Source organism: Burkholderia sp. YIM B11467, assembly GCF_052952715.1.
In genome coordinates this window covers 641845-659493 of sequence record NZ_JBQVSQ010000001.1, presented here as the reverse complement: position 1 = coordinate 659493, position 17649 = coordinate 641845, and the positions used below count along the sequence as shown (strand labels likewise).

General features: G+C 62.4%; 14 protein-coding genes. 7 read left to right on the top strand and 7 right to left on the bottom strand.

Going from position 1 to position 17649, the window contains the following annotated elements; translation table 11 throughout:
* Nucleotides 1-32 precede the first annotated feature (32 nt).
* The gene (locus ACTRWB_RS02935; protein ID WP_343490793.1) at nt 33-1205 is read left to right on the top strand and encodes an NAD(P)/FAD-dependent oxidoreductase; all 1173 of its coding nucleotides are present in this window, start codon (nt 33-35) and stop codon (nt 1203-1205) included.
* 94 nt (nt 1206-1299) lie between these two features.
* Here ACTRWB_RS02935 and ACTRWB_RS02930 read toward each other — a convergent pair whose 3' ends face one another.
* On the bottom strand, nt 1300-2481 hold the full coding sequence (locus ACTRWB_RS02930) for a serine hydrolase domain-containing protein (RefSeq protein WP_446900876.1): 1182 nt from the start codon (nt 2479-2481) through the stop codon (nt 1300-1302).
* Nucleotides 2482-2825: 344 nt separating this feature from the next.
* On the opposite strand from ACTRWB_RS02930, the gene ACTRWB_RS02925 reads away from it, so the two are divergent.
* The 3 genes from ACTRWB_RS02925 (at nt 2826) to ACTRWB_RS02915 (ending at nt 6235) form a co-directional block, all read left to right on the top strand.
* Entirely contained in the window at nt 2826-3215 is a 390-nt protein-coding gene (locus ACTRWB_RS02925) for a hypothetical protein (RefSeq protein WP_446900875.1), read from the top strand.
* A gap of 524 nt (nt 3216-3739) precedes the next feature.
* Nucleotides 3740-5320 carry an isocitrate lyase gene (locus ACTRWB_RS02920; protein ID WP_446900874.1) on the top strand — a complete coding sequence of 527 codons (1581 nt, stop codon included), beginning with the start codon at nt 3740-3742 and terminating at the stop codon, nt 5318-5320.
* Between the two features lie 93 nt (nt 5321-5413).
* Nucleotides 5414-6235 carry a hypothetical protein gene (locus ACTRWB_RS02915; RefSeq protein ID WP_446900873.1) on the top strand — a complete coding sequence of 274 codons (822 nt, stop codon included), beginning with the start codon at nt 5414-5416 and terminating at the stop codon, nt 6233-6235.
* 87 nt (nt 6236-6322) lie between these two features.
* On the opposite strand, the gene ACTRWB_RS02910 is transcribed toward ACTRWB_RS02915, so the two are convergent.
* Entirely contained in the window at nt 6323-7294 is a 972-nt protein-coding gene (locus ACTRWB_RS02910) for a LysR substrate-binding domain-containing protein (protein WP_446900872.1), read from the bottom strand.
* A gap of 135 nt (nt 7295-7429) precedes the next feature.
* Here ACTRWB_RS02910 and ACTRWB_RS02905 point away from each other — a divergent pair, with 135 nt between their 5' ends.
* The gene (locus ACTRWB_RS02905) at nt 7430-9730 is read left to right on the top strand and encodes an NADP-dependent malic enzyme (RefSeq protein ID WP_446900871.1); all 2301 of its coding nucleotides are present in this window, start codon (nt 7430-7432) and stop codon (nt 9728-9730) included.
* Between the two features lie 157 nt (nt 9731-9887).
* Here ACTRWB_RS02905 and ACTRWB_RS02900 read toward each other — a convergent pair whose 3' ends face one another.
* The 3 genes from ACTRWB_RS02900 to ACTRWB_RS02890 all read right to left on the bottom strand — a co-directional run bounded on the left by ACTRWB_RS02900 (nt 9888) and on the right by ACTRWB_RS02890 (nt 11894).
* Nucleotides 9888-10757 (bottom strand): PhzF family phenazine biosynthesis protein, encoded by an 870-nt coding sequence (locus ACTRWB_RS02900; protein WP_446900870.1) that lies wholly within the window; start codon nt 10755-10757, stop codon nt 9888-9890.
* A 162-nt stretch (nt 10758-10919) separates the two neighbouring features.
* Complete coding sequence (locus ACTRWB_RS02895) at nt 10920-11285, bottom strand: nuclear transport factor 2 family protein (protein WP_446900869.1); 366 nt, start codon at nt 11283-11285, stop codon at nt 10920-10922.
* Between the two features lie 198 nt (nt 11286-11483).
* Nucleotides 11484-11894 (bottom strand): GNAT family N-acetyltransferase, encoded by a 411-nt coding sequence (locus tag ACTRWB_RS02890; protein ID WP_446900868.1) that lies wholly within the window; start codon nt 11892-11894, stop codon nt 11484-11486.
* A gap of 85 nt (nt 11895-11979) precedes the next feature.
* Here ACTRWB_RS02890 and ACTRWB_RS02885 point away from each other — a divergent pair, with 85 nt between their 5' ends.
* Nucleotides 11980-12174 carry a hypothetical protein gene (locus tag ACTRWB_RS02885; RefSeq protein WP_446900867.1) on the top strand — a complete coding sequence of 65 codons (195 nt, stop codon included), beginning with the start codon at nt 11980-11982 and terminating at the stop codon, nt 12172-12174.
* Between the two features lie 326 nt (nt 12175-12500).
* Complete coding sequence (locus tag ACTRWB_RS02880; protein ID WP_446901404.1) at nt 12501-13448, top strand: hypothetical protein; 948 nt, start codon at nt 12501-12503, stop codon at nt 13446-13448.
* Nucleotides 13449-13483: 35 nt separating this feature from the next.
* On the opposite strand, the gene ACTRWB_RS02875 is transcribed toward ACTRWB_RS02880, so the two are convergent.
* Nucleotides 13484-15178, bottom strand: coding sequence for an NfrA family protein (locus ACTRWB_RS02875; RefSeq protein WP_446900866.1), 1695 nt, complete (start codon nt 15176-15178; stop codon nt 13484-13486).
* Nucleotides 15175-17133, bottom strand: coding sequence for a glycosyl transferase family protein (locus ACTRWB_RS02870; protein ID WP_446900865.1), 1959 nt, complete (start codon nt 17131-17133; stop codon nt 15175-15177). The genes ACTRWB_RS02875 and ACTRWB_RS02870 overlap by 4 nt, the downstream gene beginning before the upstream one ends.
* Nucleotides 17134-17649 lie beyond the last annotated feature (516 nt).

Genomic DNA, 17649 nt, shown 5'->3' with positions numbered 1-17649 from the left:
GCCGCGCCTTTCATGTGCAACTGGAGTCAGTCGTGAGTTCTCAAGTCGTCATCGTCGGCGGTGGTGTGATCGGCAGCTCGATCGCCTATTTCCTGCGCGCCACCGATCCCACGGTATCCGTGACCGTCATCGAGCGCGACCCCACCTATGCAAGATCGTCGTCGGCGCTGTCGGCCGCGTCGATTCGCCAGCAGTTCTCGACGCCGCTGTCGATCGAGATGTCGCTGTTCGGCATCGACTTCCTGCGCACGATCGGCGAACGGCTCGAAGTGGACGGCAACCGGCCGTCGATCGATCTGCACGAAGGCGGTTACCTGTTCCTCGCGACGCCGGCGGGCGACGCGACGCTGCGCGAGAATCACGCGCTGCAGACCCGCCTCGGCGCGGATATCCGGTTGATGGATTGCGATGCGCTGCGCGCGAAGTTTCCGTGGCTGAACGTCGACGATCTCGTGTCGGGCGCGTATGGCGTGAGCGGCGAAGGCTGGTTCGACGGCTACGGGCTCGTGCAGGCGCTGCGCAAGAAAGCGCAGTCGCTGGGCGTGCGGTATGTGCCGGCCGATGTGAAGTCGGTGGTGCGCGACGGACGGAAGATCACGCATGTCGTGACGGGCGACGGCGAGCGCTACGCGTGCGACACGCTGGTCAATGCGGCCGGTGCGTGGACGCGCACGCTGTCGTCGATGATGGGCATCGATATTCCCGTTTATGCGCGGCGCCGCAGCATCTTCAACGTGTCGTCGCCGGCCAAGCTCACCGATTGCCCGCTGCTGATCGACCCGACCGGCGTGTATTTCCGGCCGGAAGGGCGCACGTATATCTGCGGGACGTCGCCGAGCCCGGACCGCGACCCGGACGACCTGCCGCTCGATGAAGTCGACCATGACCTGTTCGACGAGGTGATCTGGCCGACGCTCGCGAATCGCGTGCCCGAGTTCGAGGCGCTGCGCGTGGAGAACTGCTGGTCCGGATACTACGAGTACAACGTGTTCGACCACAACGCGATCATCGGTTATCACCCGGCGCTCGATAACGTCGTGTTCGCGAATGGTTACAGCGGGCACGGGCTGCAGCAGGGGCCCGCGACCGGGCGTGGTGTCAGCGAACTGATTCTGGGCGGGCGTTATGAAACGCTCGACCTGTCGTCGCTCGGCTGGGCGCGTGTGCTGGAAAACCGGCCGATCGTCGAAAAGAACGTCGTGTAGCGCGGCGTAACCGCCCGGTATGGGGTGGGCGGGATTCTCCTTGTGTCTCAAACCCATTGGCCCGACTGTGTCGGGCCTTTTTTCGTTTCGCGCGTTATCCGACGCCGTAGACGGCATCGCGCAGATCGAGCGTGTACCGGCCGTTCATCCCTTCGTAGAGCGTGTTCGACAGCGACACGACGGTCAGCCCGCGTGCGCGGTCGACGAACCACGAGTGACCGTAGACGCCGCCCCAGCGCCATGTGCCGACGGATTCTGGCGACGCAGCCGCCTGCGGGTCGTGCAACACCGAAAACCCGATCCCGAAGCCCGCGCCGGGCAGGTCGGCCAATTCGAAGTCGCCGGTCTGTACGCGGCCCATCTCGTCGACCAGGTCGACCGGCAGGATGGCGCCGCCACCCGCGCGCAGCGTGTCCAGCACAGTCAGCACGTCGCCGGCCGTACCGACCATCCCCGCACCGCCCGATGCGAACGCCTGCGCATCGAGTGCGCGCGACGGCGAGTACGTGACGCCGACGGTCCCTTCGTCGATGGGCACGGCTTCGTTCTCGGCGAGCCGGTGCGGCTGCGGCGTGTCGTTGACGTAGGGCGTAGCGAGCCGTGCGGGATCGCGTGCGACGAAAGCCGTTTCGCGCGCACCGAGCGGGCGGAGCACGAGCGCATCGATGGCGTCCGCGAGCGGCACGCCGCAGACGGCTTCGATCAGCGCGCCGATGACGTCGATCGACAGCGAATAGTTCCAGTGGGTGCCGGGCGCGAACAGCAGCGGCACGCTTGCGATCCGGCGCAGATTTTCGGCGAGCGTGATCGATGCGCCGTCCATCCCGTCGGACACGCCCGCGCGCGCATAGGGGCCATTCGCGTCGGGTTCGTGGTAGCGATAGTCGAGGCCGGCGGTATGCGTGAGCAGCTGGCGCACCGTGATCGCCGGCACGCGGCCGTCGGGCAGGGCCGGACGGAAATCGGGCAGCCAGCGGGTGACGTCGTCGTCGAGCGACAGCTTGTGCTGTGCCACGAGCGCCATCGCGGCCGTCGACACGATCGGTTTCGTCACCGATGCGAGTCTGAACAGCGTGTCTTCGCGCATCGGCGTGCGCGATTCGCGATCCGCGAACCCGGCCGCGCGGTGATAGACGAGTTCGCCGTGCCGGGCGACCAGGACGACCGCGCCGACCAGGCGCTGCGTGTCGAGTTGACGGGACAGTACCGCGTCGACGCGCCCGGCGAGCGCCGGATCGGCAGGAGACTGTTGTGACGATGCTGGGGAGGGGATCATCAAGCGCTCCGTCGTGAGGGGGCTGGTCGTCATATTAGGTGGCATTCGTCGGATCTGCCACGACGCCCATCCATCGGCCCGAAGCGAAGCCGGCGAGCAACACGCCGCGCGGTTACGCAGGCTGACGAACGACGCGGCCATTGCTTCGTCATATGAGGTAATAGCTGTAATCCGGCATGAAATCTTCTTTTCGGCGACACGGGCTAGACTGGCTTCGCCTTGTCCCCCCAAGGTGTTGTGATACCTCCGCTCGGCCCGCGCTCTCATGCGCGGGCCCATTTTTTCGAGCGGGCGTGACAGGCGATCGAACCATCGCCGACCGAAGCACATTGGAGAAACGTAGCGTGACAGTACGCCCGACAGGTCGTGATGCCGGTTCGCTCGTGCGCATCGTCGCGTTGAGCGCGGCGACGGCAAGCGCCGTGATGTTCGTCGTGCCGGCCGCGTTCGCGCAGGCCAGTGCGCCCGTCGTCAGCAGCGTGTTCGTGCACCCGCAGTACGACACGGGCAATAGCGCGATCAATGAAAACTTTCAGTACATCGCGCATCCGCCGATGCGGCCGATCGCAGCGAGCGAGCCCGCGGTCGTGCATGGCACGCACCGAGGCCGCCGCGGACAATCCGGCACCACGGGCACCCCGAGTGCAACGGGCGGCGGTTCGAACAACACGGCGGCCATGCCGCTCCCGACAATGCCGGCGGACGGGTCATCCGGCGCGCCCGTTTCGCAATAGCTTTTTTTGCCGAATCCTTCCAGCCACGTACGGTGACCGATGATCGATCGCAGGCTCGTGCGCGCTCGCCGGATCTCGCCCTGATCTCAAAGACATCGTGTAGCGCGGCGTGACCGCTCGATGTGGGGTGAGCGGGATCTCTCCTTGTATCTCGCTCATTGGCCCGACTTTGTCGGGCTTTTTTTATTGGCTGGCGCGATGGGCAACTGTCGACGCCGGCAAGCGTTGCCCGCGCCATCCGTGTTTGCGCCTTCCTCCAGCAGCCGAAAGGGCGTTTCGCATTGCGAAATCCACGTCGAATTCCCGCGGCGTCCCTTTTTCGCCGCTTGAAAACTTGTTTTGCATCGCAAAAACGGATGCCTATCTCATTGAAAAATAACGAAAAATTATCTCTTATGTCTTATATAAGACTTCACCGAGGCGCGTCGAAGCGGCGTTACTATTAAGTCATGCAGTTCGCTTCGAGAAACGGAGCGGCAGGCTCAACCATTTACTCAAACGCGCTTTGCTCCCAGGAGATTGACATGGCCCAGTATCAAGACGACATCAAGGCAGTTGCCGGTTTGAAAGAAAACCACGGCAGCGCGTGGAATGCCATCAGCCCCGAGTACGCCGCTCGCATGCGTGCGCAGAACAAGTTCAAGACGGGCCTGGATATCGCCAAGTACACCGCGAAGATCATGCGCGCCGACATGGCCGCGTACGATGCCGACCCGTCCAAGTACACGCAGTCGCTGGGTTGCTGGCACGGCTTCATCGGCCAGCAGAAGATGATCTCCATCAAGAAGCACTTCAACAGCACCGAGCGCCGCTACCTGTACCTGTCCGGCTGGATGGTGGCTGCGCTGCGCTCCGAGTTCGGCCCGCTGCCGGACCAGTCGATGCACGAAAAAACCTCCGTCAGCGCGCTGATCCGCGAGCTGTACACGTTCCTGCGCCAGGCCGACGCCCGTGAACTGGGCGGCCTGTTCCGCCAGCTGGATGCAGCCGAAGGCGCCGCCAAGGCCGCCATCCAGGACAAGATCGACAACCACGTCACCCACGTGGTGCCGATCATCGCCGACATCGACGCGGGTTTCGGCAACGCGGAAGCCACCTACCTGCTGGCCAAGCAGTTCATCGAAGCGGGCGCATGCTGCATTCAGATCGAGAACCAGGTGTCCGACGAGAAGCAGTGCGGCCACCAGGACGGTAAGGTCACGGTGCCGCACGAGGACTTCCTGGCCAAGATCCGCGCGATCCGCTACGCGTTCCTCGAACTGGGCGTGGACGACGGCATCATCGTGGCCCGTACCGACTCGCTGGGCGCCGGCCTGACCAAGCAGATCGCCGTGACCACCACGCCGGGCGACCTGGGCGACCAATACAACGCGTTCCTCGATTGCGACGAAATCTCGGCTGACGCACTCGGCAACGGCGACGTCGTGATCAAGCGCGACGGCAAGCTGCTGCGTCCGAAGCGCCTGCCGAGCAACCTGTTCCAGTTCCGCGCCGGCTCGGGCGAAGCGCGCTGCGTGCTGGATTGCATCACGTCGCTGCAGAACGGCGCCGACCTGCTGTGGATCGAAACCGAAAAGCCGCATATCGCGCAGATCGGCGGCATGGTCAGCGAGATCCGCAAGGTCATCCCGAACGCGAAGCTGGTGTACAACAACAGCCCGTCGTTCAACTGGACGCTGAACTTCCGTCAGCAGGCGTATGACGCGATGAAGGCCGAGGGCAAGGATGTGTCGTCATACGACCGCGCCCAGCTGATGAGCGTGGAATACGATCAGACCGAACTGGCGACGCTCGCCGACGAAAAGATCCGGACCTTCCAGGCCGATGCGTCGCGCGAAGCGGGTATCTTCCACCACCTGATCACGCTGCCGACCTACCACACGGCTGCACTGTCGACGGACAACCTGGCCAAGGAATACTTCGGCGACCAAGGCATGCTGGGTTATGTGGCCGGCGTGCAGCGCAAGGAAATCCGCGAGGGTATCGCCTGCGTCAAGCACCAGAACATGTCCGGCTCGGACATCGGCGACGACCACAAGGAATACTTCAGCGGCGAAGCGGCGCTGAAGGCGGCGGGCAAGGACAACACGATGAACCAGTTCTGATACCGGTCGTACTTCAGGCAAAACGCCAACCTGCGGGTTGGCGTTTTTTTGTTCGGAGAGCCGGCTCGCGCGGTTCTCGTCAAACAGGCTCTTGTGCGCTTCGATGCCGACGCAGTACGTGTGGTGTCGCCCATTCGTGACCGCGAAAGGCCGGGCAGCGCCGCCACCGTCCATTCGACAGGCGCGGCCGGATCATCGACAATCCGCGGCAATCAATACATGAGAGAGGGGGCGTGCATGCGCTGGGTCGGTAAGGCGCTCGGGGTGATCCTGAGCATTTCTGTCGTCGGCATCGCCGACGTTCGAGCGGCGTCCGGCGAACCTGCGTTCCCGCGCTTCACCCAGACGGAGGGCAAGCTCGATGCCGACGGGCTCCCGCTGTCCGGCGTGAAACTCTGCGTGCTTCCCGACCACGCCCCGTGCTTCGAAATGCCATCGACTCCGGTTCCCGGTTCCACCAAAGAGCGGTATCAGTTCGGCCTGAACCCACGGTCCGAACGGTTGCCGATTGCGTCGGGCGGGTCGTGGGTGTTCTTCTCGGGGACGTTCTCGGGCGGCGGCAGCGGGATGCTGGAGCGCGTTGCGGTATTGCGTTACGGCACGAACGGAACGATCGAGAACCTGATGCCGGTCATCACCGAAACGGAGATGGCCGATCGCGCGATGTGGAAGGTGCCGGACATCTCGCCGTATCCGCTGTTTGTTCGGGCCGACTATGTCTGGGCCAAGGACGAGAGTCACTTCGACAAGCATTTTTTCGACGTCGACGCGTGGACGTTCGATCCCGCAACCAGTCAGTACAAAAAGCGCTTTTCGTACCGGACAGCCAGGCGCTATGACCGGGGCGAGGGCTCGGATCATGTGCTGAGCGCCGAGCGTGGGGAAATACTGCGGCGTCTCACCGCCGGCCAGTAGCCGGCCGCGGGTGCATCGAGTATCCGTCGGGGCGAATGACCGTTTCCGGCGGGCCCGAAGCGCCATTCAACGCCGGCGCCGGAAGCGTTACCGCTGCGCGTCCCCGTACGTCGCCTTGCATACCTCGCGCAGCGCGTCGACGAGTAGGTCGCGTGCCGGCGAGTGCGAGTCGGCGGCGCGGGTAAACAGCGCGATGGGCGGCAGCGTCCAGACCAGCGAGTAAGGCACGATCGCCACGCCGGCAATCCGCACCAGTTCCTCCGCGATATCGGCCGGCACGATCGAGACGGCCTCGTCGCTCGACGCGATCATTTCGCCGATCAGCTTCGACGAATAGCTTTCGATGACCGGAACGGGGGGCGGAATGCCCGCCGACAGAAACAGGTCGGTCACCTGTTCCCGCATCGGCGTATGCGGCGCGCCGAGAATCCAGTCGAGCGCGTGCAGCTTGTTCCAGTCCAGCGTCGTGCGGGCCAGTTTGGCGGCAAGACGCCGGCTCGCGATCATGCGCGGCTGCTGCTGGTACAGGACTTCAAACGAAACCTGGCCCAGATCGATCGCCGAGGACGCGCGCCCGATCACGATGTCGACGCTGTGGTCCTTGAGCTGCAGCAGGAGCTGATCGCTGGTGCCTTCGTGAATCGTCACGGTCAGGCGCCGCTCCATGCGCGATTGCAGCCGCTTGAGCGCCGCCGACAGCATCTGGCCGGAAATGAACGGAATCACGCCGATGTGCAGGTGTGCCGCATGCCCGGCGGCGACGGTCTCCATCTCGCGGGCAAGGTGGTCGAGATCCTTGATCATCGCCTTCGCCCGTTCGAGCACGACCGCGCCGAGCGCGGTGGGCCGCATGCCGCGCGACGAGCGCTCGAACAGCGGCGTGCCGAACATGCTCTCCAGTTCGGACAGCGCGTTCGTCACGGCGGGCTGGCTGCTGGCCATGTGCTCCGCGACGCGCGTCAGCGACCCGTGCTGCTGGATCTGCAGCAACAGCACCAGATGCCGCATCTTCAGGCGTGCGCTCAGCCGCCTGACCACGTCGTTCGCGTCGAATGTCATCGGCCGACCACGCAACCATCATGAAAAAGTGATGGACCGATATTAAAACAGAATCATCCCCTTATGGCGGATCCCTAGAATCACCTCAATGGATCGCGCCGGGACTGGCCTGGCGCCCGTGCCCGGACCGAAAACATGAAACAGACCGAGACGCAGCAGCAGGCAGCCTTCGACTATCACGAATTTCCGACCCCGGGAAAGATCTCGGTCGTCGCGAGCAAGCCGCTCGTGACCCAGCGCGATCTTGCGCTCGCTTACACGCCGGGCGTCGCGGGGGTGTGCGAGGCGATCGCGGCCGATCCGCTGCAGGCGCACCGCTTCACGAGCCGCGGCAACCTGGTGGGCGTGATCACGAACGGCACCGCGGTGCTCGGTCTGGGCAATATCGGCCCGCTCGCGTCCAAGCCGGTCATGGAAGGCAAGGCCGTGCTCTTCAAGAAGTTCGCGGGGATCGACGTCTTCGATATCGAGATCAACGAAACCGATCCGGACAAGCTGGTCGACATCATCGCCGGCCTCGAACCGACCTTCGGCGGCATCAATCTCGAGGACATCAAGGCGCCGGAGTGCTTCACGGTCGAGCAGAAGCTGCGCGAACGCATGAAGATTCCCGTCTTCCATGACGATCAGCACGGCACCGCGATCACCGTATCGGCCGCGTTCATCAACGGGCTGAAGGTCGTCGGGAAGTCGATCAAGGAAGTGAAGGTCGTCACGTCGGGCGCCGGCGCGGCCGCGCTGGCCTGCCTGGACTTGCTGGTCGACGTCGGGCTTCCGGTCGAAAACATCTGGGTGACCGATATCGAAGGGGTCGTCTATCGCGGCCGGACCACGCTGATGGACCCGGCGAAGTCGCGCTTTGCGCAGGAAACCGACGCGCGCAAGCTGGCCGAAGTCATCGGCGGCGCGGATGTGTTCCTGGGCCTGTCGGTCGGCGGGATCCTGACCGCGGAGATGCTGAAGGCGATGGCGCCGCGTCCGCTGATCCTCGCGCTGGCCAATCCGACGCCGGAAATCTTTCCGGAACTGGCGCATGCGACGCGTGACGATGTCGTCATCGCGACCGGCCGCTCGGACTACCCGAACCAGGTCAACAACGTCCTGTGCTTCCCGTATATCTTCCGCGGCGCGCTGGACGTGGGCGCGACGACGATCACCCGCGAAATGGAGATCGCCGCGGTTCACGCGATCGCCGGGCTGGCCGAGGAAGAGCAGAACGAAGTCGTGGCCGCGGCCTATGGCGCATACGACGTCGCGTTCGGCGCGCAATACCTGATTCCGAAGCCGTTCGACCCGCGCCTGATCGTTCGTATCGCGCCGGCCGTGGCCAAGGCGGCGATGGAAGGCGGCGTGGCGACGCGCCCGCTGACGGATCTGGATGCCTACGTCGAGCAGCTGCAGCAATTCGTCTACCACTCCGGCGCGTTCATGAAGCCGTTGTTCGCGACGGCGCGTCGGCTCGTGCGTGACGGCGGCAAGGCGCGGATCGTCTTCACCGAGGGCGAAGACGAGCGCGTGCTGCGCGCCGTGCAGGTGATCGTCGACGAGAAGCTGGCCCGTCCGATCCTGGTCGGCCGTCCGGAGGTGCTGCTGGCGCGCATCGAGCGATTCGGCCTGCGTCTGCGACTCGGTCAGGATGTCGAAGTGACCAATCCGGAATATGACGAGCGGTTCCCGCAGTACTGGACGACGTACTGGGAGCTGCGGTGCCGCGACGGCATCTCGAAGGAAATGGCGCGGGTCGAGATGCGGCGTCGCCTGACCCTGATCGGCGCGATGATGGTGCGGCTCGGCGATGCGGACGGGATGATCTGCGGGACGGTGGGCGAGTATCACAATCACCTGCGCTTCGTCGACGAAGTGATTGGCAGGAAGCCGGGCGCGTCGACCTATGCGGCGATGAACATCCTGTTGCTCGATCAGCGGACGGTGGCGCTGGTGGATACGCACGTCAACGACAACCCCGATGCCGAGCAGATCGCGGAATTCACGATCGCCGCGGCCCGGCAGATGGAATGGCTGGACCTGACGCCGAAGGTGGCGTTGCTGTCGCGGTCGAATTTTGGGTCGGGGAGTGCGGCTTCGGGCGTGAAGATGCGCCGGGCGCTGGAGATCGTCCGGGAGCAGGCACCGGATATCGAAGCCGACGGCGAGATGCACGGCGACTGCGCGCTGGATGAAGGGCTGCGGTCGCGGCTGTTGCCGATGTCGCCGCTCAAGGGGGCGGCCAATCTGCTGGTCTGCCCGAACGTGGATGCGGGCAACATCGCGTACAACCTGCTGAAGACCGAGGCGGGCAGCAACGTGGCGGTGGGGCCGTTCCTGCTCGGCGTCAACGCGCCGGTGAACATCCTTACTTCGAGCGCGACCGTGCGGCGGATCGTGAATATGGCGGCGTTGACGGTGATCGAGGCGAATCGCAACGTGGCTGGCTGATCGATTGGCGCTCGTGGGAGCGGGCGATGCCCGCTCCCGTCAAGGCGTCCCATGTCGACGCGCTGGAACTGGCGCGAGCATGGGTCAGCGCTTGAGTGTTGTCGTCGTCGTCGGCACTGTTGGCGCAGATGGCATGGGCCATCCGCAATGAATCGCGTCAGGCCAGGGATCGAACGGCTCCCGACACCCGTATGCTCGCCCCGATCTCAGGGGTAATTTCCACGTGGATACGGCTGGGCATGCCCATGTCCACGCCCTGGATGATGTCGATCGAACCCTCGCGCAGCCATTCGATGTCCCGCAGATAACCCGCCAGGGCAGCCGCTGCAGCGCCGGTCGCCGGATCTTCGTACACGCCGCCTGCGGCGAAGGGATTGCGCGCATGAAACAGCCGTTGATGCTCCGCATACACCAGGGCGATCGTGGCAAAGCCGTGGGCCAGCATCAGTTCGCGGCCAGCCTCGAGGTCGTAGTGCATTTCCGACAGGCGGGCACGATCCGCAAGAGCCAGGACAAAATGCTTCGCGCCACCTTCTGCAATCGCAGGCGGCAGGCGCGGATCGAGATCGCCCTGGGCATAGCCAAACAAGGTCAGGACGTCCTGTACCAGATCGGCCGGCGCCGGCTCACTGTGCGTGGGAGGGGACTGCAAGGCCGCCAGCAAGGTTGCGCCGTCGCGATGCCCGTCGACCGTGATCTTCGCCTGATTGAGCTGCAGGTGGAACAGCCCGTCTCCTTCGCGCCGGGCAAGCGCGGCCCCGAGTGCAATGGTCGCGTGGCCACAGAAGGGGACCTCGATTTCCGGTGCGAAATAGCGCACCCGCCAGCCCGCCTCGACCGGAGCGGCGAACGCCGTTTCGGAATAGCCGACTTCCGCCGCAATCGCCTGCATGATCGACGCATCCGGTAGCGCGTCGCAGATCACGACGCCCGCAGGATTGCCACCGGCATTTCCGTCGGCGAATGAGGCCAGTCGTTCGACGGTGAAGGGGCTGGACGATGCAACGTGCTGTTCTTTCGTGCTCACGAAATTTCCTTCGTTGATGAAGTTGTTCGATGAAAAACTTTGGACGAGCCGGATTCTGGCCGTCTCACGTCATGCCCACGCGCGTTTGGCGATCAAGAGCAGTCGGGTTGCCGCACGGTTCGTCGACAGCGAGACCAAGGGCGTATCGGCAGCATGAATCCGCTAGCTCTGGTAGTGAGCGAATGCCTGCTTGACCTTTCCCGCCGGTCCAAAGTGGAATACTTCCAGCGCTGGCCGTCCGTTTGCCCCTCGGTAGTGAATCGCTACGCTGTCTACGCCTGCGAAAGTAGCGACCCACTCGAAATGCAGGTCGGGGATCATCTCAAGGGCTTTTGACCAATACGCCCTGACGTTTTTTGCGCCGCAAAGACGCCCGCTCGGCTCTCCCGCGATCCTGATGATCATGGGCGATGACATCTCAAAATCGTCGTCGTAATGCGCGAGGATACGATCGAGGTCGCGTGAATTCCATGCTTCGATCCATTCGCTGGCGAATCGGTCTGCAAACGCTTGAGTAATCACTTCCATGTTTTCTGTCGCTATCGAAGAGGTGCGTCTCATGGCATCGAGCCAGAGTAACGACGCAACGCTTCTCCCGACAGATACAGTTTTGAATACTCAGACCGGAACAGAAGACACGTGCACGCTGTGACGAGGGGTTCTCACGACATCGCGCCAATCAACGGGTGGCGTGTTGGAGCCAATCCAGTGAATGCGATCTTCCGGTCAGGCGATGCGGAGAAACATGCCCGCTTTTTCGGGAAGTACCGATGGCTGGAAGCCGTATCGCTCGTAGAACTTCGGTGTTCCATGATCCGCCATCAGGCTGACATAGGCGGTCGGCGGGGCATTCTCGTGAATGTAATCCATGAGTGCTCGCATGATCAGATCGCCTACGCCTTTCTTCTGGTGAGCGGGCAATACGGCGATATCCACGATCTCGAAGAAGCAACCGCCGTCGCCGATTACCCTGCCGATTCCGACCGGGACACTGCCCAAGTACGCGACGACGCTAAAAAGGCCATTCTTCAGCCCGATCGTTGCGGCTTGTTCCGACTTTCTGCTCAACCCGGCAGCGAGGCGAATCTCGATGTAGGTCGATACTGACGGCACTTCCTGATGGATGACGTACTCCATGTGAACCCTTCGAGATGATCGCGCCGGCCGATGGGGCGTGCTCGTCGAGCATCGCCAGGTCAGACCAACTGGGGTGAAGAATGGCATGCGTGCCCGCATTCAGTCCGCGGTCGTGGAAGGGAAGGATAGCTTGCTTTCGCTGCTGTCCCGGTTGTTGTCGTGGCAGGTGTCCGAACGTCGACGCGCCTGTGAACATCTTCACTTCCAGCCGACGGTGCAGCCGATCGTGAACATGGTGGCATTGGCTGCGATCGAAGCCAATCGCGTCGCATCTACCTGATCGACCGTCCGAAGCAGGACGACGATCGGTTCGCATTCCATCGCACAGCAGCAGGACCCGGGTGGTGACCGGTATCACTATTCGACCGCGTTGCGATCCAATGTTGCTGGATATTCGTTTAGGGATGCTGGACATATCTCCCTGCGGCATCGTGTCGCAACTTCTCCTGCGTGATGCGCAAACACCCACGCCTCGGATTCCGGCCTTGCACCGTTCCGTCGCCATTTCTGTCTGTATCATCCGATAATTAGCTTTTATTTTCGTCTAAAATCGCGCTTCTTCTTACTTTAGGATGGAAGGACGTTTTGAAAAAACTGACGAAAAACATCTCGCGCACGGCCGTTGCCGCGTGCATTGCTTATGCTGGGCTTTTGCCTTTGTCCCAGTCCGCCCAAGCCCAGGTCGAACCTCTGAAGAATCCCGTCTACGGCGTGACGCTCGACGATCTGACGAAACTGGATTCGATCATCGCGTCGCTGCAGAACCTGCCGTACCGGCCGACCGTGCGTGTCGTGTTCGATCCGGGTACGTCGGCCGCGGATTACTACGCACCGCTGCTGCGCCTGCACGCCGTCGCATACGTGATGGGCGAGGTCTACGATTCTTACTATTTCCCGACGGATCTCGCCACGTACAAGGCGCGAACGCAGGAATTGGTGTCGCAACTGAAGAACACCGTCGACGTGTGGGAGATCGCCAACGAAATCAACGGCGAATGGCTGCGTAACGACCCGAGCGGCACGAACTCGGTGGTCAATTCGGAAGAGCAGCAGATCGGCCAGATGGTCGCCGCGGCCAACACGATCGTGAAATCGAACGGCGGCAAGACTGCGATCACGCTGTACTACAACGACGACAGCAAGGGCAACAACTGCTGGGAGAAGCCCCTGGATTACTGGAAGACCTGGCCGACGACGTTCCTGTCCTCGACGGTTCGCCAGCAGGCCGACTACGCGCTGTTCAGCTACTACCCGTACCAGGATTGCCCGGGGCTGAACCCGACGTGGAAGAACGATTTCGCGGCGCTGGAAAGCATCTTCCCGAACGCGAAGGTCGGCTTCGGCGAAATCGGTACCTCGGAAACGTCCGCGCCGGCGTCGGTGCAGCAGAACCTGATCAAGACGTACTACCCGATGGTCAACACGATGAACGACCCGCGTTTCATCGGTGGTTTCTTCTGGTGGAACTACGTCGAACAGATGCTGCCGTACACGACGAGCTCGTACTTCCAGCTGCTGCGTCAAACCATCATCACCCTCAAGTCCCCCAACTGATTGCGCGTTCCGTACACAAGCGTCAGCGAAGTCGGTTAGAACCACAATGTCGCGCGTACCACGAGACCACGTGCGCGTGCCGCTGACGTCAACGGGAACCTGTATTGCACCGTCACATCGAGATAACTCGCCGGTGCGCTGTACTTGCCTTCACGAAACCAGTACCGGAACTGGACACCGGGGCCCGCACCGATCGCGGTCTTGTCCAGCTCACGGTTGTCGTGATCGCCGGCCACCGCGGCATGCGGATAAACGGTCAGCCTGTCGCTGATCGCCGTCAGACGCCAGGTGTGCCCGTAACGCAACTCCGAATAAATGATGTATCGGCCTGCCTTGATGAAGTACGCCCCTTCGACATAGGCCTGCCAGCTGCGCCAGCTCGGTTCGGTGACCTGCAGGTCGGTGCCCGCTTCCGATGAATAGCCCAGGCGCATCAGCCAGTCCGTCATCGACAGGCTGCCCACGTGAAATAGCCGCTCGGCCGTCAACACGACGTTCTGGTCGGGTATCGGCTTGTAACGCACGCCCACCGAACCCTGTACGGTCGGCATGCCGGTCACGTTGCCCGTCCCGTCGTAGGCCGTGCCGTATCCGCGCAGGAAGAACTGGAGAATGCGTCCGTTCTGATAGCCGATCTTCGGCGGCTGCCAGTACGCCTCGATACCCGGTTGCAGTACGCTGATGGTGCCTTGCGGACCGAATGCGGCCGACTGGTAAGGCGCGCTCAGCACGAAACCCCACGTGCGCTGAAGCTGCTCGACCTCTCGCCGATAGCCGAACTTGTGCTGCGCGTCGAACTTGTGTTCGTCCTCGTCGGCGTCGAGACTATGCTCGAACAGCTGGACGGACTGCTCGTTCAAACCGATACGCTTGGCCGCATACCCTGCGTCCGCGTAGTTCATCGCGTTGCCCGCGCCGCCGTCGAAACCTTCCTGGAACGCGTCGAGCGCCTCGCGATCCTTGTGCTCGCGCAGCAGGTCATAGGCCTCCTGCAGCTTCTGTTGCGCGGTATTGTCCACCGGCGTTTCCGGCGACTGCTCGGGCTGCTGGGCCTGCGCCACGATCGACTCGGCCATTTTCCGTTCGCCGTCCGTCGTCGCGTCGCTGGCGGCGAGATTCGCCACGCGGATCGCGCTGTCGCGATCACCCGACATCAGGCTCAACTGCGCGATACGCAGCTGAACCACGGCGGATTGTTCATCGGCCAACGGCGCCAGTGCAACGCCGGCTTCATGCGGACGCTTTGCCGCAAGCGCGCTGTCCGACCACGCAAGACGCAGGTTGCGCTGCTGCTCCTTGCTCCATTTGCCCGTCGCGACGGCGCCCGAGAAATCGCTGCACGCCACGTCATAACGCTCCTGCCGCTGCGCGAGGTAACCATGCTCGGCCATGACCGCCGCGCTCTTCGGAAAACGAACGCGCAACGATTCCACCATCGCATCCGCTTCGTCGATCCTTCCTTCCCGCTTGTAGACGTCGAGGAGCAACAATCCGAGCTGTTCGCTTCCCGGCTGAATCTTGAGGGCGCGCCGCGCATAGTCTTCCGCGCGGGGCAGGTCGCCGGCGCTGATCGCCTTGTATGCGCCATCGGCGAGGCGATAAGCGTTGCGGGTGAGCGGCTGCGCGGCGTAGGCCGGGCCTTGCCACGCCAGCGACACGGCGAGCGCCAGGGCGCTCAGCCGGATGCAGCGCGTGAGGCCGGTTGTGATCGGGAGTCGGGAGTGTTTCATGCCTGTTGTCCCGAGGGCTTTTTCACCGGGGATCCGTGCGATGTTGTGTCATCGGCGTCGCGCGCTCGTGCGAGTTCGACGAAGCGCGAGTGCCGGGCGAGTTCGGCTGCAATCTCGGCATCGCAGGCAATGAAATAGGCGACGTTCGCCTTCGCGCCGCGCCGCACGATATCCTGTTCGTCCGGCGTGAGCGGCCGCCCGACCGCAACGTTCAACGTGCCGTCGTCCGCGGTCGAAAACGGGACCGCCCGATACGCGTACTGCAGCTCGAACGCGAGCGAGTCCGCGAAGTGGCCGACCGCCACGTTGCCCAGGCTCACGCGGGGGAGTTCCGCTTGTTCCGCGATCGCATCCGCCAGCGATTCGGTGGAGATCGCGCTGATTTCGATCAACAGTTCGCCCAGCCGCTTGCCGCACGTCAACTGTTTCTCCAGGCTTGCCTGCAGTTGCTCCAGTGAAACCACACCCCAACCGACGAGGATCTCGCCAATCTTGAGGCGCGCTTTCCCGAGCTCGGCGTTCGACAGGTAGGTATGGCTGGTCTTGTCCCATGCGATGGGCTTGCCGCTTACGAGGTGGCCGATATAGATGCGCCATGCCCGGCAAACCGCATAGAAATTGATCAGGTTGTTGACGAACATCCTCGGAATCGACAGCAGCCCCTGGAGCGGACCGTTCAGCTTGCTGACAAAGTAGTAGCGCTGCCCGGCACGGACCACCAGCATGACGGTGTTCACCCAGAGCAGCGGGGCCATCCAGTCGCCCACCGTGACGAGAGAGGCGCTGACGGGAACGACATGGCCGAGCTGCTGAAGCGCCGAAATCGATACGAAATTGATCAGCACGCCATAAGCAACCACCGAAAACAGCGACGTCACGATGCCCTTGCGATCATGGAAGAACATGTAGCGGGTGAGGAAATTACCCTTCCAGCCGAGTTGTTCCCAGCCCTGAAACGAGATGCCGAGGATCCAGCGCGCACGCTGTCGATATGCGGTACGAAATGTCTTTGGAAAATACTCGCGCGTGGCCAGCAGGTTTCGATTGGCGACTTTGCCGTTTGCACGCGTGGCCCCTGCGTCGTGCGGGATATCCGAAAGCGGAAAACGGGCAAAGGTTTCCTTCATCCCGAGGTCTCTCAACCGAAAGCTGAAGTCGTAGTCTTCGGTCAGCGAACTGGTGTTGAACGGACAACCGTCGCGTTCTTTCATCGCCGCTTCGATGGCGCGCCTGCTGTAGCAGGACGCAACGCCCGCGCCCGGGACGACGCCGGTCAAACGGGCTCGTGCCGGCACATCCTTCTGGTGCGTTTCGCTGAAATCGTCCATATAGCAGCCGGCCACGAACTCGTTCCATTTCCGCGGCAATGACAGAACGGGAAGCTGGACCAGGTCGCTGTCCGCAATGGCATAACTGAGGTATTTGAGTTCGACCGGATGGATCACATCTTCGCAGTCGTGCATCACGACGCCCGCGAACTGAATATGATGAGTCGCTTCGTAGCGCAGGATGGCTTCGATGATCCAGTTCAGGCAATCGGCCTTGCAGGTCGGCCCGTCGTTCATGACCGTCGCGCGTGTCACGCGGCCCGGATACCGGCGAACCATCCGCTCGACCTCGGCCGTGGTTTCGGCGTCGTTGTGATAGGTGCCGACAAAGATGACATAGCGCTCGTATTCGATGGTCGCCAATGTGTTTTCGATCATTTTGGCGATCACGTCATATTCTTTCCACGCCGGCACCATCAGCGCCAAATAACGCTCTTCCTGGGCGCGCAGCATGCCGATATCAATTGTCGGTGTTTTTTCGCGACGCAGGACGCGCCCGATCTCGAATGACCAGTAACAGGCATCAAGCGTAAGGTCATCCAGTGTGCTTACCAAGATGACGATTGCGGTCATAATGGCAATAGCGTTAAGTGCATATAAATATGCAATCCATACTGTATTGGCCATCATTTATCCGAGATTTTCTCTTATATGTAATTCGTCTCCCGCATACCAACGCAGGGCGAAATCATCCTCGTCCTCGTCGTCCCCGTCACGCCCACTTCGTGGCTCGCACCACATTCATTTTCGTCGCTCGTAAAAGACTCGATCTGGCCTCGATTTTTTTCGATACGACCACGTAACATCGCTAAAGATGAAACATGTTCAGTGGGTGACTTTTGAAAGTCGGTGTTCCGCTTGCTTACCTCCGTCCTCATATTCTTCAACGCTTGCAGCCACGCTCGATTCAGCTCCTCGCAGCACGCCCCGTTTACCGTCTACTCGGTGCACTGCTCGTGAAGCAAGTCGTGCGCCATCGCTGCGCCGCCCTTGACCTTCCGGGCGTCGGGAGGTGACGTGCGGGATTGTCCCACCGAATCCGAGCCAAATGTTTCAGTGCTGAAACACGCGGTCGACTGATCCGATGAAAAGTGATTTTCAGACCCTTTGCCAGGCCCTGATTTTCACGAACGGGAATTCGTC